Below are 20,679 nucleotides of genomic sequence, written 5' to 3'. Positions count from 1 at the left end.
GGCGTCAGCGGCCTTTTTACGTCTTTTTCCCAGGCCCGCTTTTTTCCCGCTCCCGGAACGCCTTCGCCAGGGGCTCGGGATACCCCTTCAGGTCCGGCTTCCACGGGGTCTTTGCCGGGTTGCTGGCAAACTGGGGGTCCGGCATGATATTTACAAAGCGCCCGTCTCGCAGCATACTGGAGGCGGGAGCCCTGGTCTCCACGCGAAGGCCCAGCCGCTCCACCTGCCGCCGGCTCAGGCTCCGCACCGTACAGCGGCACTTGAAGCCGTTGGGCGGGAACCATGTATCCCAGACCGGGGAATCCGCCGGGAAGACCCGGCCATCCATGGCGAGGTGAGAGGGGCGCGTCCGGGAGTCGTTGACCGCGTCATACTGCCAGTATGGGCGCAGCTTCATGACCTCCGGATCTGTCATTTGCTTGTAGTGGCCCACATTGTAGGCCGTCTGGATATTGGTGCGGAAGATGTTCTCCGCCTGATACGGAGTGACGCCCTCGTAGCCCTCCCGCTCCAGGAAGCTGTTCATGTTGGCGCGGAACTCCGCCAGGGTGTTTCCCTGCTCCAGAGCCGCCAGCAGCTCCTCGTAGAACCTGCGGAGGATCTGCAGCTTGGAGTAGCCGCTCACGGTGAAGGCCAGGACGCGGTAGTCGTAGGCGATGGAGTAGAACACCTTCGCTGTTACGGGGATGCGCCGGCGGAAATACTCCACCGCTTCCTCAAACGTCATGTCGCCGCCGTTCAGGACGGCTTCAATCTCGTTCATGCTCCAGTGACCTCCCCTCCAGGTCCGCCAGGGTCATGACCTTCTGCAGCAGGTCCTCCACCTCAGACACGTCCATGGAGGCGTACAGCTCCGCCACGGCGTCCTCGTCCTCCAGGGTGTCCCGGAGCTGCTCCAGGCTCTCCGCCTGTTCCAGCAGCGCCAGCACCGGAGCGAACGCCTTGCGCCAGCTTTTGGCCCCGCGCCTGAGTGCCGCGGCCGTCACCCGGTCGATGTGTTCCTGGGTACCCGGCCCGCCGCCTTTCAGCGCCACATAGCGCCGGGGCTGCGCCTTGAAGGGGAGTGCCGGACCTGCTGCCTGCTGGGCGTAGCTGGGGGTGGCGATGGCCTCGCCGTCCTCCGGCTCCGGGATGCTGAACTTCTTGTAAAGGTAGGAGAGGGGGACCGGCAGGCCGGTCTTCTCCACCAATGTCCCCACCACGTTCGCCGTCTGCATGAGGTCTTCGTCCTCCTCACAGTCAAAGCGGATCCGAGGGATTCGCTTCTCCTCTCCGAAATTGAAGAGGACCAGGGGCCGGATGAGATCCCGCCGGAGCGTGGCTGCCAGGGCCTTGCAGTCCGCCACGGTCAGATCGTGCCGGACCTCGTTGTGGGTCTTGCTCTGGGCGTAGCTGCCGCCGCCCGAGTCCGAGGTCAGGGTCTGTCCCAGGATGGCCTTGCTGATCTGCTCGTCGCAGTAGCGGGCCAGCCGTTCGTACAGGTCCGTACTGGAGGTCTTCTCCGTGGTCACAAACTCGATGGAGGCGCCTTCCGGGATGATGCCCGCGGCGTCCGCGCCCAGCTGGATCAGCGCCTGCATGAGCGCGCGCTTCTCCTCGTCGCTGCTGCCGGGCGCGTACTTGCCCAGCCGGAAGGGGAGGCCGTACACCTCCGCGAAGCTGATCCAGTCCTTGATGTCGTAGTTCTTAAACAAGTACATCCAAGCCACGACCCGGAGGATTCCGGCGCGGGCCGGATGTCCTGATCTCGCCTTGTACTTGTGGATAATGAACTTGTTTTTCGGGAGCAGGATGCCGGAGGGCGTCTCGTCCGTCCTGCAGCGGAAGGAGTCGTCCACGCCGTCCCAGAAGAAACGCTTCTGGTGGCGGTTTTTGATCTCCCGGACCACGACCCGGCCGCCGTCATATCCCCACAGGATCTCCGAGACGGCGATCCCTTTTCCGATGGCGTCCAGCAGGTCCGTCTCGATGTCCTCCATGCCTTCGATCCCGTTGAGCTGCGCCTCCACAAACTCCGCGATCTCCTTGTCCCGCGGCTCGTCGCCGAAGGCGGTGATCTCGAAGTCCAGGCCCGTGACCGCGTTCTTCCGGGTTTGGAGCTGGCTGAACAGGTGGGGGTCGTGCTCCTCCATCTCCTCGAACAGCTCCATCTGCCGCATGACGTCGCCCGTGTCGGCCTCCCGGAAGATCTCCGCCAGACGGACCGGGGTCAGCCCGTTGGATGGGTATTCGCTGTATTTGTCCTGGACCCGGGCGACTGTCAGCTCCCGCGTCTCCGGCCTGGGGAGCGGCGGGGCCTGCGCCCGGCGCTTGCTTCTGCTCATGTGACTGCCTCCTCAATGCGCCTCTGCGCGGTCTGGTAGTAGTCATCATCCAGTTCGATCCCGATAAACCGCCGCCCGGTTTTCTTGGCAGCGACCAGAGTGGAGCCGGACCCGGCGAAGGGGTCGAGAATAAGATCGCCGGGCTTGGTGACGGCGGTGATGAGGTTTGCCAGAAGTCCCACGGGTTTCTCGGTTGGATGGCATTTCTGGCCGCCGCCGAGCTTCTGAAAGGTGATGAGGTCTTTCGGCCTGTAACCTGGGAAACTGTATTTTCCCTTTACTGCGAAAATGATGTTCTCATGAGATGGAGCAAACTGACTTTTGCAGTCTCCGACCCCGGTGTAGATTTTGTCCCAGATGACCTCACTTTTGACTTGAAAACCAGCCAGCCTCATGGCGTCGATAAAGGTCTGTTCAACATCCCAGCGAGTAAAGCAAACCAGGGAGCCACGACCGGACTCTCCCGGCTTCAGAACGCGGAAGGCATCATAGAGAAACCAAATAAAGGGAGCCTTATCATTCTTGATCGTCTTTCGCGTCCTCCATGCTTCAAAATTGATCCCGTAGGGCGGATCCGTGATAATGGCATCCACACTTTCGGGCTCCATCTGGCGGAGAACTGTGAGACTGTCACCGTGGATAAGTTTGTTTTCGTACTGAATCAAAAGTCCTCCTTAATAGGCTCCCGCCTTGAAGTCCGCTTCCCGGTGGAGCACGGTGGTGTATTCCACCTCGCCGCCGCCCTGAATATCGAGGGCAAGCTGGAGGGCCATCTGCAGGCCGTCCGGCGCGTCATCATTCCGGGCCATGGGATATTCCTTCATCTGCTGAAGGAGAGCCTTGTGCTTCTTGCTGAATTTGATATAGCCGTTTTTGACAAACGGCTGGAGGGAGCGGATGCGGGCGTCCTTGTTCTGTGTGGAGTTGATCTCCACGATGGGGAGGTATTCCCCGGACTTGGCCGCTTTCTGCCGCATGACCTCCGCGAAGTAAGCCTGAAACTGCACCGTCTCCACGCCGAAGCGGTAGTAGGGGCGGTGGAACTCTCGCTTGAGCCTCCGGTTGGCTTCCAGCACGTCCTCGATGATCTGGTCCGGATGGCGCTGGGCCACGTCCGCGATGACCACATAGACGACGCCGGTGATCCGGTCTTTTGCCAGAGCGAAGATGCTGCTGGTGTCCGCCCGCTTGTTCTTGCCCAAACTGGGATCGTTGGCCCCCACGAACAGGAAGCGCGGGTCCGCAAAGTTGGGCGGGGTCTTTCCCTCATCGTCCCAGTAGTCGAACCACTCCTCCTGAAACGTGCAGGTGGATGGGTCGATGGGGTTGTTCTGGATCTCTGAGTTGAATGCCGCGGGGCCGATATTGACCCGTTTGCACATAAGGGCGTAGTAGTCGTTCTTCGCCTCCCACAGCACCGCCGTCCCCTCCAGCATGTCCGCCCGGTTGGCCTCAAAGAAGGCCCGGGCGGTCTGCTCATGTTCCGGATCGGCGAGGTTGGTGTACAGCTGTTCCCAGGCGTCCCACAAGTCTGTGTTCACGGCCCAGGAGAGCACGCCCTGGTACTTCACGCTCTTGTATTCCGCTTTGCGGCACACATTCGCCAGCAGGGAGTCAAAGTGCAGCAGCGTCCCGATGTAGACGATATCCGTGTAGGTGTCGCCGCACTCGCTCACAGCCTTGTCGTACCAGTTGAGGAGCTTTGTCCGCTGCTCCTTGGTGGCGACGTTCTCGTCGTTCTCAAGGTCATCGCAGACGATGAGGTCCGGCCTCCACTGCTTATGCCGCCGGCCGCGGATCTTTTTTCCTGAGCCGATGGCCTCGATCTTGGTCCCATTGGCAAGCAGCGCAACAGAGGATTTCCAGACGTTGCCGATCAGCTCGCCGAAGTCCTCCCGCAGGGCCGCGTTTTCCTCCAATTCGTCCTTGATGTCTGTGAGGAAGCCTTCCGCCTGCTCTGAGGAGTCCGACAGAATGATGATGTAATGCTTGTAGCCGTACAGAGCCGCGTGCAGGTCATCCTTGAAGGTGAAGGTCGTGGATTTTGCGTGCCCGCGCGGGGCCTCGATTGCACGCCTGCACCCTTTGGCCCGGCTGATCTCTTTGGCGTGCTCCGTGGGGTTCATTCCCTTCATGACGCCCTGAAGCCAGATATCGTCCAGATCCGCGTGAAAGGCCGGAGCCGGTGTTGTGAAGTAATGGCCCAGGTAGGCCCGGCCGAAGTATTCCAGATCAAACGCCCCCAGCATCCGCCGGAGGCCCTTGGGTCCCGTCAGGGATGCCCCTGCCTCGTACTCCTTCAGGAGCTGTGCGCGTTTGTCCGGGAAATTGCCGGTCCGGACAACGTATTTGAGAAAAAGGGTCCGCTGCTGCTCCCGGTCTGCCAGCGCCGCGCGGTCGCTCTCATCATCCAGCTTGTCGATGAGACTGCCGAAGTCAATCGCCGCCATCCGCCACCACCCTCTCTCTGGCCTTTGCCAGCACGTCCCGGAGCTGGGCGGCGAGGTCCGGATACTGCTTCACCTTCTCCAGAAGCTCTGTCTCCATCTGGTCGAAGGCCAGCTCCGCCTTCCGCTTCATCTCCTGCCGGACCCGCTGCTCGTATGTGGCGTTCCGGGCCAGGGAGGCGATGAGCCGCCCGGCCTTGTCCAGCGGCATCTCCTGGAAGTCGTCCTCCGCCGTGCTCACGCGCTGCATGAGGCCGTCCATCAGGACCATGCTCGCCGCCTTCGTATAGTCGAGATCGGGGTGCGTCGCCACCGCCTGGGCGATGACCTGGGTCCGCTGCAGGGTCTCCGCCACCCGCTGCGCCGCCTGGGTGCTACGGATCGCGTAGCGCCCGATGGCGCTCTTGCTGATCTCATAGCCCTCCTCCTTCAGCCACGTGGAGAGCTCTTCGTAGGTGTTGGCCGTGTCGGTGAGCTTCAGGTCGAGCCGCCCCTTGATATCATCCGGGAGGCGGTCGATGGTGGAGTTCACCCGTGTCCGGCGCCGTTCTGTCTTAGACATCGACGCCCGGATCCTCGATGGTGCCCTCCACCAGATCCACGCCCTTTTTCGTCAGTTGGACGACGCCGTCCTTCCGGTAGACGTTATAGGCGTTGACGCGCTTGCCGCTGAATTCGATGTAACCGCCGTCCGCCAGATAGTCCAGATACTTGGAAATATCCGGCGAAAAGATCATCCCGTCCGCGACGAGCGCGTTGGTGAGCTGCCGTACCAGGAGCGCGTTCTGGTTGCCTCGCGCCAGGGCCCGGATGATGTAGCCCCGGATCGCCTTGTTTTTGGCGACCTCCTGCTCGGTGATGTCGTCCAGGATTGCCATGTATTATCCTCCCTTCTTCTCGGCCAGACTGCCGATGATTTTGTCCAGCTTCCCGTCCACGTTGTTCATGCTCCGGATGAAGTCCTCCCGCAGCACGTACACCAGGGGCAGGTCGCTCTTGAGGTCGCTGATCTGCTGGGTCAGCTCCTTGTAGTTGGCGGCGTGCCGCTTGTCCACCTCCGCCAGCTTTTGGGCGTTCCGCTCATCCGCCTTGCGGAAGTCGTTGAGCGTCTGCTTCACAAAGTAGGTCAGCGCCCCCACCACCAGCGTACACAGCAGGGAGGCCGCCGCGCCGATCAGCGCGGTGATCTGAGCCATTTCCACGACGGCCCCTCCTTACTGCGTTCCGCCCGCGGCCGGCAGCTCCACACCCTCCGCCAGCTCTCCGGAGAGGGTGATATACGGGTCCGCCTGCTTCACCTTCAGCACCGCGTTCTCAATGCACTTCGTCAAGTAGGCGTCAAAGCTGCCCAGGTTGTCGGTGATGACCTGCTGCGCCTGCGGGCTGATTGCCGCCTTCACCTCGTCAAAGACCTGCTTGCCCAGCGCCGCCAGCTCCTCCGGCTTCGCCTTCCCGCTTTTGACCGCGTCCCGCAGCGCCTTTGCCGTGGTCTGCTCCACCGCGCCCACCGAAACCGTCGCAAGGTTCACAACGTCGTCCAGCGCGTCCTCCAGCACCTTCCGGCCCGCCTCGTCCTTGATCTGCGCCGTCTGCTCCTTCAGCTTCGCGGCGCCCAGGCGGATGAAATACACCCCGTAAGCGCCGGCCAGCGCGATCACGGCCAGCACCACGTTCAGCAGGGCGTCGCTCGCCGCGTTGATGATGAGATCCATGTCCATGTGTCTCTGCCTCCTCTGTGCAAAAAAATAAGACTACAAGCGGAGCTTGTAGTCTTAGGATAATGGATGTTTTGTGAAATGTCCTTATGAAGCATTTCAGAGATTTATTTCTAAGAAAAGGTGTCTTCGTCCTCGTCAAAGAGATTGATCTGTCCCTCTGGATACCCGGGACCGCAGATTACGCGGACGATCCGGTCCGTCACATTGTACTTCTTTGCCAGCTCCAAATAGTTGCACCCGTTGAACTCTTCCCGGATGTGCCGGTTCCGGACGGGCCGGATCAGAGTCTCCGCCTTTGGAATGTAAGTGGTCCCGCCCCCGACGATCCGCAGCACCGTGTAAAGGTTTTCCACCCCGATCTGTTCAGCTACTTGTTTCCAGGGTCCGTCCGGGATCTCCTCCAGCTTCAGCTCCTTGATAAATGTGTCCATGCCTCCGGCCTCCTTTCCGCCCTGTCTCTCAGCCGGCGGGATTCTCGCCGGCCGTCCGCATCCAGGCGAGCAGCTTTCCCATGATCCCGACAGCCTCGCCCACGGTCATGTCCCGGCCGAACCGCCCGGCCCAGGTCTCCGGAGAGTCCAGGATGCCCGCCTCCGCCAGCGCCTCCAGGCCGTCCTTCTGGTACTGCGGATAGCCTGCCACGAGTTTCGCCCAGGCCGGCTCAGGCGTCCCGGCAGCGGGGGAGGACGGGTCCTCAGTACGGAGGATCTGCTCCAGCAGCGCCGTGACCTTTTCGCCGTACCCCTTGCCGGGGACCGCCCAGCCCTTCCCGTTGGGGTTGTCCGCCGCGCCCAGCCATTCCACGTATGGAGCCGAGCCGCGGGACACCAGGGAGAAGCGTGGGTCTACACACGCCTTTGTCAGCGCCTCCGTGGATGCGTATGCCTTGAGGTGCTGGATCTGCGCCCGGACGCCCGTGCGCGGGTCCGGGAAACTGGCCGCCTGTCCCGTGGCGTTGCCGTTGAGGGCCCCGATGCCCGCGAAGTTGTTCATCTCCGGCGTCACGATGCCGCCGTATTTGAAATAGCCCGTCTCGTGCAGGCTCTGGGCGAAGGCCACGTCGCCCCGGACGCCCTCGGACCTGCCCTCCTCCAGGAACATCTCCGCCAGCTCCTCCAGGCTGCACGCCGTCAGCTTCGGCGCCGGGTTTTTACTCCGGCAGAAGAGGGCCATTTGTCCGACCGTGGCCTGGGCCTCGCCCATGATCGCGGTCCTGCCCTCCGTGCCGGACGTGACGCCGTAGTGCTCTGCCAGCAGCTCCGCCTCCGCGTCCGCCAGCTTCTCCAGGTTCCCGTCCTGGGAGAGCCACTTCGCCGCGGCGGTGTTGGTGTGGAAGCTGTGCTCGATCAGCAGGTACAGCGGTGTGCCCACCGCCCGGGCGCCCCGCAGGACGCCGTAATATTCGCCGCCGGAGCTGTTCTTCCGGGTGGCCGTCCGCCCGGCCTGGGTAGTTCCCATCAGCTCCCCAATCTTCTTGGCGATCTTCAGGGCGATGGCGTCCGCGTTGTTCAGGTTGTCGTGGGCCCGGTAGACCACCGGATAGTCCACGCTCTCCGTCCCGCAGGCGTTGGAGTGCAGGCTCAGGAACACGTCGCACCCCTTGGACGCCGTGCCCCGGTCATACACGTCCATCTTTGTGTCGATGGTCTTCCGGGTCGTCACGACCTCGAAGCCCCGCGCCTCCAGCGCCGCCTTCAGCTTCAGGTGCAGCGACCAGACCATCGCGCTTTCATAGTAGGTCTTCACGACCGGGCTCTGGTTGTACTTGCTGCCCACGTGCCCCGCGTCCAGGCACACCTTGACCTTATTGCTCATGATCTGCTCCTTCCTCTTCGTCGGCGTGGAAGATAGGCTCCCCGTCGGCCTCGTTGATCTCCTGTCCCGGCTCCAGCGCCGGGTTGGCCGCCTGCGCGGTCTCCTTCAATTCTTTCATGCTGCTGTTCCTCCTAGATATCAAATTTGAACTGCTCCGGCGCCTCCGCCGTCACAGATACCACCCGAAAATCTCCCAGCCCCTCCAGCGCCATGGCCGCGGCCTCTTTGAGGCCCTGGAGGTCCGTGTCCGGGATATCCGCTTTCAAAATGATCGTCACCATATTGCTTACAATTTCCACACAGGAAGGATGACCTCGTCGGCCAGCTCCCCGATGGAGTAGTCGCTCCGGTCCTCCGCTTCCAGCTTCTGCAGGAACTTCTCATACTCCACCGCGATCTTCATCGCCTTCAGGATGCCCACCTGCTCCGGCGTCACCTCCAGAAGCTCCGGGGCCGTGGTGAAGCTCACTGCCCGGCACAGAGCCATCGCTGCTCCGAGACGGTTCTCCGCCAGCAGGGCCGTCCACTCCGCCCAGGTTTCCTGGGCGAACTTCTTGCGGTTGAGCCTGGGCTTGTCCGGCGGGAGGACGCCCCGCGCCTGCAGCCGTTTCTTGGCTGCCGCCCGCTCAGCCCTCTCGCGCTGTGTGAGGCGCTTCTTCTTTGTTGCCATATTCCGCCCTCCGTGCTCCTTCCCTCATGTCTCCGCCTCCTTCCGCCGGCCCCGGGCGTGGATCGCTTTCAGGGCCTCGATCAGCTTTCCGCATTGTGCCGGCCCCAGCCATTCGATCCGCTCCACCTGGAACATCCTCCGGGCCAGCCCGTTCACCTGCGCTTCGCTCCAACCCAGATCCCGCATCTCCTTATACAGCTTCCGCCGCTGCTCCACCGTCCGGGGGTCTCCGCCCTCGTCCGTCCGCTTCCGGCCCGCATTCTGCCGGGCGCTGTCCTTCATCTCCTGCAGCGCCCGGATCACACGGGAGAGCTCTCCTGCCGTCAGCTTCCGCAGGCTCTCTTTGCCTGTCTCCCGGTAGACCACCGCGTACAGGTCCTCGTCCTCCAGCCGCAGCTCCGGGGACTTGGCGATCCCCCAGACCGTGCGGATGGAGGGGGGCTTCCGCTCCGCGCTCATTCCCGCCATACTGCCGCTCCCTTCCTCATTGTCCCGCCTTGATCTGCTCCAGCTTCTCCAGGTTGACCTCGTAGCCGAACTCGTCCTTCTGCTTCCACACGGCGCCCACCGCGTTCACCGTGTCCTCGCCGTACTTCTTCAGCGCGTCTTTGCTGATCTTCTCCTCCACCACGATGCAGTCCGTCATCTGCCGCGCCTTCAGCCGCCGGATGATCTCCGCCAGCTTCTCCTTCGCCTTGGGCAGGGAGACCGACGTGGAGAGCCGGAAGCCCACCTCCCCGAAGGTGAGGGTCATGGTCTTCGTCTTGCCCATGTCCGTGCGATGCTCGGACACGAACTCCTTCAGCTCATGCTCCAGCCGCGCGATGGCGTCCTTGTACGGCTTGCTCTGGTCCTCCGCCACCTTCTTCGCCCCCACGATCTGCTTCTGCATGTCGCTTTCGATGTCGCCCAGGGCGATCTGTGCCTCCGCGATCTGCCGCAGGGCGTCGTTTACATCCTCCCAGCTTTTGAGGCTCTGCGCTTCAATAACCCGTTTCCTTGCCATGTGATCCATGCTCCTTTCTTGCGTTTGCTTCTGCGTCCACGATAGCGGGCGGCGTCCGGCGCCGTCCCGCTGTCATAGAGGACATACTCTTTTGTTACCAGCAGCCACACCCCCAGCGGGGCCAGCAGCACGGCCGCCGTGATGTCCCGTTCCTCCGGGGTGCTTCCCATCCAGGCCAGGGCCGCCATGGCCGCTGAGATCGCCAGCAGTCCCGCGCCCATGAGCCTCTGCTTTCTCATGTTCATTGTCCCGGCCTCCCGTCACAGCATCATCATCGCCGACGCCTGCTGGATGATCTTCGGCGTGATCGTCGCCGTCTGTGTCTCTGCCAGGATGCGCTGCGCGTTGGATAGCGTCCGGTCCAGCAGGCGGAAGCATCCTGTCTGCGGATTGCAGGCCCGGGATTTCAGCTCCACCATCGCCTCCGGCGTCACATCCAGGTCGGACACATATCCCTCCACCTCGGACGGCGACAGGCCGCCCAGCTGCGTGTAGAAGTCCACCCGGTTCGCCATCCGTGTGAGGTAGGTCTTGATCGCCGCCTCCAGCTTCGGCTCCCCGGCGATCACCAGACCCACGTCGCTCTGATCGAAGATCCCCCGCAGCACCTCCATCTTCTTCTGCGTGTACTTGCTCACCAGCTTGTCCGCCTCGTCGATAATGAGCAGATACCCGCGGTTCGCGTTGAAAAATTCCCGAATCCCGTTCACCCGCTTCCAGATGGTCCCGTACCCGCTGGGGATTCCCACTCTCCGCTCGATGGCCTCCACCAGATCCCGGCTGCTCATGGTGTCGTCGCATTCGATGTACGCCACACGCCCCAGCTTCGCGTACTGCCGCAGGGCGTAGGTCTTGCCGAACCCGCTCTTCGCCACCACGATCCCCAGCCCTGTGTACTCCTGGCAGCTCTGGCACACGCCCAGAATGGACCGGGCGTCCTTGCTCTCATAGAAGCTGGGCCGCTTCCCGCTCCGGGCCGGGGCGGCCGGGGCCTCCACTGTCTCGCCGGTGTGCGCCGCCAGGAACTCCGCCAGCTTCTCCTCCATCGTACTCGCGCAGGAATCATATTTCCCGCTCAAATACCGGCTGACCGATGTGCGGCTGTAGCCGATCTCCTTGGAGATCGCCGCGATGCTGCTCTTCTGCTCCAGAATGTACTGATTGATCCGCTCCGCCAGTGCGTGGTTCACACGCCCGGTCTGCTCTCTGCCTTCCATATTGCTCCTCCTGTCATTCGTTCATGGCTTTCAGCCGCTTCAGCGCCGCCCCGGCCTTCGTGTCCAGGAACGCGCCGCCGCTGCCGCCCGCCTTCTGCTTCTTCGGGGCCATTGTCCCGCGGAACTCCTTGTCCACCGGCAGGCTCACCACCTTCGGCCGCGCCGTGTGGCCGATGGTCAGGTCCAGCTTGCCGGCCGTGGCCTGCGGCCCGCACAGCCCCCGCGCCTCCGGTGGGGTCTGCATCTGGTCCAGAAACTCCCGGGTCCCGCGCAGCTGCCGCTTTTTCCGCTTGTGCAGCGCCTCCAGCGCCTCCTCGGATACACGGTCTCCAAATTCCAGCAGCTCCGCCGTCCGTGCCTCGCAGATCCGGCGGCCGTCCTTGTCGTACACGTACAGCCGCGTCACGTCCTCCGGATCCCAGCGGATGTTCACCCACTTGTCTACATAGTGGCACAGCTCGTCCGCCGTGTAGAGCAGGTTGTTCCGCCGGATGCCCTGGCTATTCACCTTCGCACGCCCCGGCTTCATCAGCAGCATCAGGGCGTACTCCCGGGGCGGCACGGCCTTTTCATAGTGCGGCGCGTGCTCCCACAGCTCCGCCGGCTTGGTCCACCGCTCTCCCGCCGCCTTCAGCCCCTGGTGCTCGTGCCTGTCGTACCATGTCTCCAGGAACTCCACCAGAAGCCCGTAGAACTCCTCCAGCGTCAGCAGCTCGCCCCGCTCCAGCATCCCGTCGATGTCCTTCTTCCGCTTCGCGTCCGTCCGGCTCCCCGTCAGGGTCCCCGTGTACGCCTTGAATTTCCGGGAATACCGCTTGCAGAATGTTCCGAACGCCCGCTCGATCAGCTTGTCCCAGGGCTGGAAGGGGAGGGAGCGGGACCAGTCCTTCGCCCCCATTGCCAGATAGAAGCCCTTCATCTCCGCATCCATAGCCGCCCGGTCCATGGCCCGGATGCTCCGGTCCTGTCCCAGCGTCTCCAGGTTGGCGAAGTCCTTGCCGTTGTCCGTGTGTACATGCTTGGGGACTGCGCCCCCGTCGTAACACGCCTTGATGAACGACTCCTTCACGATCTGCGTGTTGGAGTGCTCGCACAGGATCGGGCCCAGCAGCCGCCGCGTCTTCATGTCCTCCCAGGCTACCAGCACCGGCCGGATGGCCTTCTGCTTCCCGTTGGGCGTCGTGTACGACACCCATACGTCGAACGTGTGCGCGTCCGCCACCAGATACTCCATCACCTCCAGCGTGCTGCTGTTCCGCTTGCCCTTGATCTCCTTCTTGTTCTTCCACTCCCGCAGCCCGTTCGCCGCCAGATACCGGGCGCTCTCCGCCGCGGGCAGCTCCATCAGGTGCCGCACATACCGCCCCACTGTCTTGCAGCTCGGCACGCTTTCCCAGCCGCGGGCCGCGCCCTGCTGCTGGAACGCCTCGTACAGCATCTCCACCGTGCAGCCGTTGTCCGCGAAGTCCCGGTCGAACCAGATGTTCTGGATGATGGCCTTCTGCTCCTCCGTCAGGCTGGGGAACGTGGCCTTCTCCCGGGGCTTCCGGCACAGCGCCAGCGCCCGGAAGTAGTCCCGGCCGTGCCCGTCCGCTTCCTCCAGCTTCCGCGCCCAGACGCCGGCCTCCTGCACGCTCTGCGTGTAGCGGTACAGGGTTTGCGGGCTCACGCCCAGACTCACCGCCAGCCGCTCCGCGTGGGCCGTCCGCTCCGGGCCGGTGTAGTCGATGAACTCCTGCACCCGCCGCGCCAGCTCCACCGCCTCGTAGTACGCCCGCTTGTGCTGCTCGATGAAGCTCCCCAGGTCCGCTTCCACGTACCAGGGCGCCGCCTCTCCCGCCTCCTCCGGCTCCGCCATGGCCCGGATCTGCGCCCGGTAGGCCCGCCGCCCCTTCTGGCTCAGGCTCGCCGTGGACAGGAGCACAAGCTCCTTCCCGCCGCCCTCCCGGGCCTCCGTCCGCGTCTTGTACCGCGCCGGATTGCGCTTCATCCTTTGAATAAGTGTATTGTATTTAATTCCCTCAAAGCGGGCGGCTTCTTCCAACGTGATATATGTCTCCTGCACCTGTCTCCCCCCTTTGCCGTCAGGCCGCCGTGGTCTTCCCGACCTGCTTCTGGTCCAGCTCCAGCACCTGCGCGATGGCTTCGATGTACCGCTTCCCGGACCGCGTTCCGTTCAAAATATAGCTTAGATATTGCGGGCTGATCCCCACTGCCGCCGCCAGCGCCCTCCGCGTCATGTCCCGGTCGATCAGCGCCTTGCTTACCAGCCGCCCGAAGGGGGTGAGCCGCTTGTTCTGTTGTCTCATGTCTCTCCTCCTGCCCGGGCGCCCGGGCCGCTCTTTCTCATTTTCCTTGTCCCTGCTGCGCTCTTTTCATCCCCGCTCCCGTCCTGTATAATGGAGCTAGGGCCTGCCGGCCCGGAGAGGGGGTGACTGTGATGGATGATTTCAAGCTGAGATCCGGCAACGACTTTGCCGATGCTGTGCTTGAGAAGCGGCTCACAAACTCCCCGGAATTTTGGGCGCTCGTTGATTTTCTCGCTGAGAATGGCGTTCTCGACCGTGAGAAATTCAAGGAGTTCCTGCTTCGCCGTCTTGAGGAGTATGTGGACATTGTGACCCAGGTTCATGTCGAGCAAGCCGATTGAGGATTTGCTTGGTTTCGCGCTGGGTCCGCCTCTCCATTCGCAGGTACTCGGTGAGGTTGGGATGCAGCCCTTCCTCGCCCGGGGCCGTCCGTTTGTCGGACGGTCCCTTTTCTTTTGGTGGCTCTCCTGCGGTCAGCCACGCCAGCCAGCAGGCCCGGCAGGAGAGCTGGTCGCAGCTGCCGGGGGTGACGGGAGGGCAGTGCTCGGAGATGATGTCCGCGATCTCTTCCACCGTGGTGTCAGTGGTCCTCAGCAGCTCTAGTCCAGTCATAATGCGCCCCCTCCAGCACACGCTCCGCGATATTTGCGGACCGCATGGTTCTCCGTGTACATCTCCTTCAGCTCGGACACCCGCTCCCGCAGGGCCTTCCGCAGGTACAGCGCCGGGGCGCCGTCCTCGTCCAGCCCGTCCAGCGCCGTGTCCAGCTCCCGGGCTGTGCGGAAGATGTTGCGGTAGACCCGGCAGTCATTGTCCGGGCAGTCTCGCTCCAGTGCCAGCCCCAGACGGTAGGCGGCCCGCACGGGCGGGGCGCCCCGCAGGGCCGGGTCCAGGTGCCGGAAGGTGTCCCTCGGCGGCTCGAACCGCTCGCAGCTCTCACAGATGCGGTCCAGCTCCTCCTGATCCCGGGCCTCCTGGGGCGCCGGGCACACGTGGTCGCAGATGTGCGCCCGCACCTCCTCCGGTTCCAGCAGGCCCAGGTCCCGAAGTGCGGCCTTGTAGCCGTACAGCTCGTGCGCCGCCGTCCGTGCGTCCACATCCCTGCAGCCGTGCGCCGCCTGCTCCTGCAGGCTGTTCTCAAAGCCGGCGATCATCAGCTGCGGATCCACTTCCTCCTCCGTTGTCTCGTCTGCGGCCTCCACAATGAGCGTGCAGACCGGCGGATCGCCGCTGTAATCCTGCTCCGACTCCAGGCCCCGGGCCTGCTCTACGGCAACCTCCAGCGTGTCGGCGTCCTCGTATTCCATTGCCCCCAGGTCTGTGTCGATGCATCCCGTGTACATCTCTGCGTCAATGACGCCGAAGCTGCCCAGCTGAGGGTATCCCTGCTTCTCCCGCTCGTTGAACCGGACCACCAGATACCCGTTGATCTTCTTGACCTTTCTCATGCTCCTGTGCCTTCCTTTCTTCGTGCCCTGCCATCTTCAGACCGGGGGAGGGCTCCCCCCGATGACGCCCCGGAGGGCGTTTCGGCTTATGTGAACTCTCTTTCAGCCCACCCCGGACGGAATCACCCGGATCCGGTCCGTGTGCTTGTGCAGGATCACCAGCTCCCCGCTGGGCTTCTCCCGCACGATCAGCCAGTTCTCCGGCGAGAGGCCCACCCGGCCCAGCCGGATCTTCTGCTTCCTGGTCGGCTTCTTTCCGTGTCTCATGCCTGCCTCCTCTTCCCGCGTCATGGGACGTGAGCCAGCGGCGGAGCTGTGTATGGTTTCTAAGCTCTGCCGCCGCTGGCGGCTGGGGTCAGCACGCGGTCAGGGCGGCGCCCTTCACCTCGTACCTCTGCCCGCCGATCAGCACGTAGGCGGTCATGTTCGTCCCGCCGTCGGGCAGGACCTCGTTGACGGCGCTGTCCAGCACGCCCGCCGTCACATGGACCTTTTCCATGCTCCCGGTTCCGGTGTCCAGCAGGCCGTAGCCTTCCGCCTCCTCCGGCGTCTCGCCGGTGTGCGTTGCCAGAAGCTCCTCCGGTGTGAACAGGTTCTTTGCCGGGTTCAGCTGGATATCGGAGCCGGCGTCCTCCAGCGCGTGATTGGTCTCTTCCAGGGGGGTCTTCCCGCTGGTGTAGTCCAGCAGGATCTTAGTTGTCTTATCCATTGGCGCGTCTCCTTTTCTGAAAACGCCCCGCCGCTGGCTCACGCCCCATGACGCTTGTATGTACTTGTTCCCGCGCTTCTGCGCTTGATCTGCTGCTTTTCATCCGGCGGAAGGTGTGGTAGAGTAAAAGCGGGCGGCGAGGGCTGCCTGAAATGAAAAAAGTAAAATCTTTGAAGACTCTCATTCGCTTTTGCCAGCGTAATGGGATATGGTCGTTTTCTCCGTTGCCTCACCTGGAGGGCCATGTCATGAGATGGACGCTCATGTATGGCCTGATAGACGGCGATGCGTGTCGTGCGGAGTTTGTCTCTCGCCCGGCCGGAGGAAATCCCGTGTATCGTCTCTCATGGGCTGGGAGCCCGGGAGGGGTGCGGGAGCACATCGAAATGATGTATGGTGCCAAAAGAGCACCGGGTACTAAAATTGAAATGCTTCAAACTAAATAATTGAAAGGGGGTGAAAGCCCTCGCCGCTCGCTTTTACTCTACCGCAGCTTCCTTCTATACCTATCCCCCTTCTGCTCTTTCCTTTTTGCCTGCGGTGTGGTATATTTTTTTTGATTTATGGTTAAATCGTAATTGTAGTATAACTCGCATTTAAGAGTAAGTCAATAGTTTTGCGGTTGAAATAATCGCAAAATCGAGTGGAGGAGTCTATGTTCAATGTTCTGTTGAAAGAATTGCGTGCAAAAAAGGGCATGACCCAGGCGCAACTTGCTAAAGCAATAGGTGTATCTCCTGGAAACGTTGGAGATTGGGAGACTGGAAAAAGCAAGCCAGGGTATACCGCTCTCGCTACACTTTCCCGCATTTTCGAGGTATCAGCTGATTACCTCCTGGAGTTAAAGAGTCCACACGTTGATGCGAGCGGCGATAAACTTACTTCTTACAAAAAGGAACAGGGGCTTATCTGTGATGAATCGCCGTTGACCGACGAGGAGGCCGATGTGGTTGCGATGTATCGGCTGCTCCCGCCTATGCACCGTCATGAAGTCTATGACTATGTCTTTTTCAAATACCAGCGGCATGTAGAAGGGGAAAGGGGCTTTTTCTCCTCCGCTTATACCGAGGAGGGAGCGGCAATACAAAGCGGCCCCGGTGAGGGCCGGAATGCCCACACCGAAACCGCCTAATTTTTTTCGCCGTTTCTGTTTAGTTCTAAATCATTTTTTGTCACTTTGTTTGTGAGTCATTTTCGCTTGTCACCGATCTCGGAAACTATTGCGGGAGTAGCAATGTGACATGAAAATTAAGTTTATTCAAAAATGTCACATTGCTTTTAGACTATTTTCCACCGTTCTAGTCCGCGCCTTGCACGCTCTGCGCGCGCTGGGAAAAACGGCCGTGCATGGCCGCGATCCCTTGGCGTGTCGGCGTTTCCCGCTGGTGGCCGCCGCGCGTTTTTGCACGCTGTAACGCTCCGTTAGCACGCTCCGCCCTCTTGCTTTTCTGCCGGACTGCTGTTATACTGTTCTCACGGGGCGGCTTTGCCTTCCATAGCAATTCCTTCTTCAATTGTTCAGCTTCGCCCGCCCCGCCTACTGTCAAAGGAGCAGGTCTGCGATCCCTACCGCCACAGGGGATCCGGGCCTGTTCCTTTTTTTCGCTCCGCCGCCTGCCGCCGCATCCTGGGCACGAAAAAAGCGCCGGATCCCCGACGCTGAAAAAGTGGTCTCGTTTTTCTCATGTTTTTTGAGAAATTCGCCGCTGGCATCCCGCCTCGTACCGCCTGAATCCCTTGCAAATCCTCGCTTTTCCCGTTTCCTCCCGTCACATCCCGCCCTTTCCCGCGTTTCTCAGTTATCTTGTCTGTTTACAGCGGCGCGGCACCCCGATAGATAGAAAGAGAAGGGGGACGCCTATGGCGCATAACGATTCTTTTGATGAACCGCGATTTGAAGCCCTCTACCGGAAGCTGTATCCGGACCTGCTCCGCTGTGCGGAGATCGCCCTGCGGACTGGCGGAAGCTGGTACGTCTCCGTCGCCGGGCGTGCGGAAGAGGTGGTGCAGGAGCTGTTCGCCTTCGCTTGGGAGCATCAGGCAGATCTTTGGAGCAGCGCCTCGCCCACGGGATGGCTGTACCGGGTCCTGCGCTATAAGGTCCTAGAGCTCCTGAAAGAGGACCGCTTCTGGCGGAAGCACCTGATCCGGGCCGCCGGTGAGATGCCCGCTTCTCCAGAGGATGATTTCCAGCAGCGGGCGGAGATCACCAGCATCCTCACGCCGGAGGAGTACGAGATCCTGCGGAAGCTCTATCTGGAGAAGTACACCTACGAGGAGCTGGCGCGGGAGATGGGGTTGAAGAAGTCCGCCCTGGCCATGCGGGTCAAGCGTTCAAAGGAGCGGTTCGTCAAACAGTGGAACCGGCACTAAAAGTTTTTTCGCCGCCCCTGTGAACAAGCGGGGCCGAAACGGTCATTATAGATACAGAGGAGGTTCCCGGAGATGCCATCAGATCGAAATACGGCGTATCCTTTCCTGGAACAAATGCGCACCGAAGAGCTGGAGGCTCTGCTCCAGCAGGAATTCACGGCTGCGGACGGCGGTGAGCCGGACGTGGACTACATCATGGCGATTATGGAGGTGATGAAGCAGCGGGATGCGAATCCCCCGGCGGCGGAGGTCGACGTGGACGCCGCATGGCGGGATTTCAAGGAAAATTATCAAGGACAGGCTTCTGCCTATGAGACTGAGGTCCTCCCGGAACGTGACTCATCCCATCTTGACCAAATCACCTCCCCTTCCCCCAAAAAGAAAAGCCGCCGGATTCTGCGGGCAGCCGTCATCACGGCCGCGTGCATTGTGATTCTGTGCGGCGCTGCCTCCGCCTTTGGGTTCGACCTCCTCCAGGCGTTCGCGGACTGGACCGCGGAGACCTTTGGATTTGTGACGCCGGGGCAGGAGGAAGCGGAAGCGCCGCAGGATGATCCGTATCAAAGGCTGAGGTTTGCTGTTTCATTAGAGACTGATTTACCTTTAATCCCTAACTGGGCCCCTGAAGGTACAGTATCAGATGGCGAAATTAGTGTTATTGAACGCTCAAATGGGATTCGGCTTCAAGGGACATACAAAACTGATAATGCCTCGTTTTCAATACGAGTTGTTTTATATAATGTTCTCCCTGAAGAATATGCTAGTATATATCAAAAAAGTGATGAAACTATGATAGAATACTCGGCAGGTAATATCATGCACTATCTAATGAATAACAACGAAATTTATAGTGTTACTTGGGTGAATGAAAATGCCGAAGTTCTAATCCAAGGAAATCTTTCAATAGCGGACTTGGAAAAGATGGTTGATTCTATTTATTAAGGAGTCAGTATCTGTGAAACGGACAATAACTCGCATTTTTTCTCTTTTTTTATCGACTCTTCTTCTCTTTAGTATAGTTTCAGTCGCACATGCCTCTACACGAGCCAGTGACTTTTTCGCGGTTACTGAAGTCTGGGCAACTCCTCAAGGAAACGGAAAATTTATTGTCGAATTTGATATTGGGGCTACTCATAAAATGAGCGAACTCGGCGCCAAGGCAATCTATATTTGGGAAGAGCAGTCGAATGGAGATTATGAAATTGTCAGGACTTACAGTAGCGGGCTAATTGATACAAACACAGACGCTGCTTATCGTAAGATAACTTATTATGGGGATTCTGGTACAAAATATTATGCCACTGTCGCCTTGTATGCAAAAGATAGTAGTGGAAGCGAAACACTTTACAGTGATACTCGAGTAATTACTGCTTAAAATAAATCGGGGGAAGCAATGCTTCCCCCGATTCTTTTTTATTCTTTTTTACACCGTCGGATATTCGCCGTCCCACAGCACCTTGCGGAACTTCATGGGATCCGTGTTGCCCTCCGTGGAGAACAGCAGCACCTGGCTGAACCGGTCCAGGCCGATGGCCTCCCGCAGGTCCTGGTACTCGTCCGTCTCCATCAGGGCCGCGATCAGGCCCATGCCCACCGCGCCGGATTCGCCGGAGATCACCGTGGGGTCGCCCTTCACCGGCACGCCCAGCATCCGCATGCCCCGGGCGCTGACCCAGTCCGGGCAGGAGACGAAGGCGGAGACATGGTTGCGCAGAATGTCCCAGGAGAGGATGTTGGGCTCTCCGCAGGCCAGGCCCGCCATGATGGTCTTGAGATCGCCTTCCACGATCCTCGGCTGTCCATCCCCTGCCAGGGCGCCCTGGTACAGGCAGTCTGCCGCCCGGGCCTCCATCACCACGAAGGTGGGAGGATCGTTGGGAAACAGATTGGTGAAATATCCGATCACTGCTCCGGCCAAACTACCCACACCGGCCTGCACGAACACGTGAGTGGGGCGGTTGATCCCCACCTGCCGCAGCTGCTCCGCCGCCTCGTTGGCCATGGTGCCGTAGCCCTGCATAATCCAGGCGGGGATCTCCTCGTACCCCTCCCAGGCGGTGTCCTGCACCACCACGCCGTGCTTGGTCTCGGCGGCCTCCGCCGCGGCCATGCGGACGCAGTCGTCGTAGTTGACTTCCTCGATGGTGACCTGGGCGCCCTCCTTGGCGATATTCTCATACCGGGCCTGGCTGGAGCCCTTGGGCATGTGGACCACTGCCTTCTGGCCCAGCTTGTGAGCCGCCCAGGCCACGCCCCGGCCGTGGTTGCCGTCCGTGGCGGTGAAGAAGGTGGCGTGGCCGAACTCCTGGCGGAATGCCTCGCTGGTCAGGTAGTCGTAGGTCATCTCGCTGACGTCCCTGCCCATCTCCTTGGCGATGTACCGGGCCATGGCGAAGGAGCCGCCCAGCACCTTGAAGGCGTTGAGGCCGAAGCGGAAAGACTCATCCTTCACGAACAGGTCGCCCAGGCCCAGGTACTTGGCCATGCCGTCCAGCCGGGCCAGAGGCGTGATGGAATACTGGGGAAAGCTGCTGTGGAAGAATCGAGCCTTGGCCACGTTCCCCAGGGACATGATGGAAAGCTGCCGGTCGTCGCTCTTGGGCATCCGATTGGCGACCCATTTGATCGAATCTCTCATAATCC

29 protein-coding genes and 1 other RNA gene are annotated in these 20,679 nt (G+C 61.1%); 6 read left to right on the top strand and 24 right to left on the bottom strand.

Annotated elements, in window-relative coordinates; all coding sequences use genetic code 11:
* Positions 1 to 16: 16 nt before the first annotated feature.
* From HMPREF1546_RS08985 to HMPREF1546_RS08910, 19 genes are all read right to left on the bottom strand, one after another.
* The gene (locus HMPREF1546_RS08985) at positions 17 to 763 is read right to left on the bottom strand and encodes a phage minor head protein (protein WP_021749794.1); all 747 of its coding nucleotides are present in this window, start codon (positions 761 to 763) and stop codon (positions 17 to 19) included.
* The gene (locus HMPREF1546_RS08980; RefSeq protein ID WP_021749793.1) at positions 750 to 2,324 is read right to left on the bottom strand and encodes a DUF935 domain-containing protein; all 1,575 of its coding nucleotides are present in this window, start codon (positions 2,322 to 2,324) and stop codon (positions 750 to 752) included. The genes HMPREF1546_RS08985 and HMPREF1546_RS08980 overlap by 14 nt, the downstream gene beginning before the upstream one ends.
* Positions 2,321 to 2,917, bottom strand: a complete 597-nt coding sequence (locus tag HMPREF1546_RS08975; protein WP_198016072.1) for a DNA methyltransferase — start codon at positions 2,915 to 2,917, stop codon at positions 2,321 to 2,323. The genes HMPREF1546_RS08980 and HMPREF1546_RS08975 overlap by 4 nt, the downstream gene beginning before the upstream one ends.
* 81 nt (positions 2,918 to 2,998) lie before the next feature.
* Positions 2,999 to 4,774, bottom strand: coding sequence for a phage terminase large subunit (gene terL, locus HMPREF1546_RS08970; RefSeq protein WP_021749791.1), 1,776 nt, complete (start codon positions 4,772 to 4,774; stop codon positions 2,999 to 3,001).
* Positions 4,761 to 5,333: a phage protein Gp27 family protein gene (locus HMPREF1546_RS08965; protein ID WP_021749790.1), complete on the bottom strand. Its 573-nt coding sequence runs from the start codon at positions 5,331 to 5,333 to the stop codon at positions 4,761 to 4,763. The genes terL and HMPREF1546_RS08965 overlap by 14 nt, the downstream gene beginning before the upstream one ends.
* Entirely contained in the window at positions 5,326 to 5,649 is a 324-nt protein-coding gene (locus tag HMPREF1546_RS08960; protein ID WP_021749789.1) for a hypothetical protein, read from the bottom strand. Before HMPREF1546_RS08960 ends, HMPREF1546_RS08965 begins: the two co-directional genes overlap by 8 nt.
* 3 nt (positions 5,650 to 5,652) lie before the next feature.
* Complete coding sequence (locus tag HMPREF1546_RS08955; protein ID WP_021749788.1) at positions 5,653 to 5,967, bottom strand: hypothetical protein; 315 nt, start codon at positions 5,965 to 5,967, stop codon at positions 5,653 to 5,655.
* An 18-nt stretch (positions 5,968 to 5,985) separates the two neighbouring features.
* Positions 5,986 to 6,489: a hypothetical protein gene (locus HMPREF1546_RS08950; RefSeq protein ID WP_021749787.1), complete on the bottom strand. Its 504-nt coding sequence runs from the start codon at positions 6,487 to 6,489 to the stop codon at positions 5,986 to 5,988.
* A 110-nt stretch (positions 6,490 to 6,599) separates the two neighbouring features.
* A complete protein-coding gene (locus HMPREF1546_RS08945) occupies positions 6,600 to 6,920 on the bottom strand; it encodes a Mor transcription activator family protein (RefSeq protein ID WP_021749786.1) in 321 nt (106 codons plus the stop codon).
* Positions 6,921 to 6,948: 28 nt separating this feature from the next.
* On the bottom strand, positions 6,949 to 8,304 hold the full coding sequence (locus HMPREF1546_RS08940) for an N-acetylmuramoyl-L-alanine amidase (protein ID WP_021749785.1): 1,356 nt from the start codon (positions 8,302 to 8,304) through the stop codon (positions 6,949 to 6,951).
* Entirely contained in the window at positions 8,294 to 8,422 is a 129-nt protein-coding gene (locus HMPREF1546_RS19615; RefSeq protein ID WP_021749784.1) for a hypothetical protein, read from the bottom strand. Before HMPREF1546_RS19615 ends, HMPREF1546_RS08940 begins: the two co-directional genes overlap by 11 nt.
* 13 nt (positions 8,423 to 8,435) lie before the next feature.
* On the bottom strand, positions 8,436 to 8,585 hold the full coding sequence (locus HMPREF1546_RS18840) for a hypothetical protein (RefSeq protein ID WP_021749783.1): 150 nt from the start codon (positions 8,583 to 8,585) through the stop codon (positions 8,436 to 8,438).
* Between the two features lie 5 nt (positions 8,586 to 8,590).
* A complete protein-coding gene (locus HMPREF1546_RS08935; RefSeq protein ID WP_021749782.1) occupies positions 8,591 to 8,974 on the bottom strand; it encodes a hypothetical protein in 384 nt (127 codons plus the stop codon).
* Positions 8,975 to 8,998: 24 nt separating this feature from the next.
* Entirely contained in the window at positions 8,999 to 9,442 is a 444-nt protein-coding gene (locus HMPREF1546_RS08930; RefSeq protein WP_021749781.1) for a regulatory protein GemA, read from the bottom strand.
* A gap of 16 nt (positions 9,443 to 9,458) precedes the next feature.
* Complete coding sequence (locus HMPREF1546_RS08925) at positions 9,459 to 9,980, bottom strand: host-nuclease inhibitor Gam family protein (protein WP_036630596.1); 522 nt, start codon at positions 9,978 to 9,980, stop codon at positions 9,459 to 9,461.
* Positions 9,926 to 10,225 (bottom strand): hypothetical protein, encoded by a 300-nt coding sequence (locus tag HMPREF1546_RS18835; RefSeq protein WP_021749779.1) that lies wholly within the window; start codon positions 10,223 to 10,225, stop codon positions 9,926 to 9,928. Before HMPREF1546_RS18835 ends, HMPREF1546_RS08925 begins: the two co-directional genes overlap by 55 nt.
* Positions 10,226 to 10,240: 15 nt before the next feature.
* Positions 10,241 to 11,197: an AAA family ATPase gene (locus tag HMPREF1546_RS08920; protein WP_021749778.1), complete on the bottom strand. Its 957-nt coding sequence runs from the start codon at positions 11,195 to 11,197 to the stop codon at positions 10,241 to 10,243.
* A gap of 13 nt (positions 11,198 to 11,210) precedes the next feature.
* A complete protein-coding gene (locus tag HMPREF1546_RS08915; RefSeq protein ID WP_021749777.1) occupies positions 11,211 to 13,262 on the bottom strand; it encodes a Mu transposase C-terminal domain-containing protein in 2,052 nt (683 codons plus the stop codon).
* 19 nt (positions 13,263 to 13,281) lie between these two features.
* Positions 13,282 to 13,506, bottom strand: a complete 225-nt coding sequence (locus tag HMPREF1546_RS08910; protein WP_021749776.1) for a helix-turn-helix domain-containing protein — start codon at positions 13,504 to 13,506, stop codon at positions 13,282 to 13,284.
* 131 nt (positions 13,507 to 13,637) lie between these two features.
* Here HMPREF1546_RS08910 and HMPREF1546_RS08905 point away from each other — a divergent pair, with 131 nt between their 5' ends.
* Positions 13,638 to 13,847, top strand: coding sequence for a hypothetical protein (locus tag HMPREF1546_RS08905; protein WP_036630591.1), 210 nt, complete (start codon positions 13,638 to 13,640; stop codon positions 13,845 to 13,847).
* A gap of 267 nt (positions 13,848 to 14,114) precedes the next feature.
* Here the strand turns inward: HMPREF1546_RS08905 and HMPREF1546_RS08895 are convergent, their stop codons facing one another.
* The 4 genes from HMPREF1546_RS08895 to HMPREF1546_RS08890 all read right to left on the bottom strand — a co-directional run bounded on the left by HMPREF1546_RS08895 (position 14,115) and on the right by HMPREF1546_RS08890 (position 15,663).
* Positions 14,115 to 14,954, bottom strand: coding sequence for a hypothetical protein (locus HMPREF1546_RS08895; protein ID WP_021749773.1), 840 nt, complete (start codon positions 14,952 to 14,954; stop codon positions 14,115 to 14,117).
* 21 nt (positions 14,955 to 14,975) lie between these two features.
* Positions 14,976 to 15,041: hammerhead ribozyme type II (locus HMPREF1546_RS18335), an RNA gene on the bottom strand.
* Positions 15,042 to 15,056: 15 nt separating this feature from the next.
* Complete coding sequence (locus HMPREF1546_RS19185; RefSeq protein WP_198016071.1) at positions 15,057 to 15,221, bottom strand: hypothetical protein; 165 nt, start codon at positions 15,219 to 15,221, stop codon at positions 15,057 to 15,059.
* An 88-nt stretch (positions 15,222 to 15,309) separates the two neighbouring features.
* On the bottom strand, positions 15,310 to 15,663 hold the full coding sequence (locus HMPREF1546_RS08890) for a hypothetical protein (protein WP_021749771.1): 354 nt from the start codon (positions 15,661 to 15,663) through the stop codon (positions 15,310 to 15,312).
* A gap of 655 nt (positions 15,664 to 16,318) precedes the next feature.
* On the opposite strand from HMPREF1546_RS08890, the gene HMPREF1546_RS08880 reads away from it, so the two are divergent.
* From HMPREF1546_RS08880 to HMPREF1546_RS18825, 5 genes are all read left to right on the top strand, one after another.
* Entirely contained in the window at positions 16,319 to 16,795 is a 477-nt protein-coding gene (locus HMPREF1546_RS08880; protein WP_021749768.1) for a helix-turn-helix transcriptional regulator, read from the top strand.
* 109 nt (positions 16,796 to 16,904) lie between these two features.
* Positions 16,905 to 17,078, top strand: coding sequence for a hypothetical protein (locus tag HMPREF1546_RS18830; RefSeq protein WP_156909659.1), 174 nt, complete (start codon positions 16,905 to 16,907; stop codon positions 17,076 to 17,078).
* 445 nt (positions 17,079 to 17,523) lie between these two features.
* Positions 17,524 to 18,036, top strand: coding sequence for an RNA polymerase sigma factor (locus HMPREF1546_RS08875; RefSeq protein WP_021749765.1), 513 nt, complete (start codon positions 17,524 to 17,526; stop codon positions 18,034 to 18,036).
* Positions 18,037 to 18,108: 72 nt separating this feature from the next.
* The gene (locus HMPREF1546_RS08870; protein WP_036630585.1) at positions 18,109 to 18,978 is read left to right on the top strand and encodes a DUF4367 domain-containing protein; all 870 of its coding nucleotides are present in this window, start codon (positions 18,109 to 18,111) and stop codon (positions 18,976 to 18,978) included.
* Positions 18,979 to 18,991: 13 nt separating this feature from the next.
* Complete coding sequence (locus HMPREF1546_RS18825; protein ID WP_021749763.1) at positions 18,992 to 19,411, top strand: hypothetical protein; 420 nt, start codon at positions 18,992 to 18,994, stop codon at positions 19,409 to 19,411.
* Positions 19,412 to 19,459: 48 nt separating this feature from the next.
* Here HMPREF1546_RS18825 and dpaL read toward each other — a convergent pair whose 3' ends face one another.
* Entirely contained in the window at positions 19,460 to 20,674 is a 1,215-nt protein-coding gene (gene dpaL / locus HMPREF1546_RS08865; RefSeq protein WP_036630583.1) for a diaminopropionate ammonia-lyase, read from the bottom strand.
* Between the last annotated feature and the right edge of the window lie 5 nt (positions 20,675 to 20,679).

The sequence above is a fragment of the Oscillibacter sp. KLE 1745 genome (assembly GCF_000469445.2).
GTDB lineage: Bacteria > Bacillota > Clostridia > Oscillospirales > Oscillospiraceae > Oscillibacter > Oscillibacter welbionis.
This window is presented reverse-complemented; position numbering and strand designations above follow the sequence as displayed.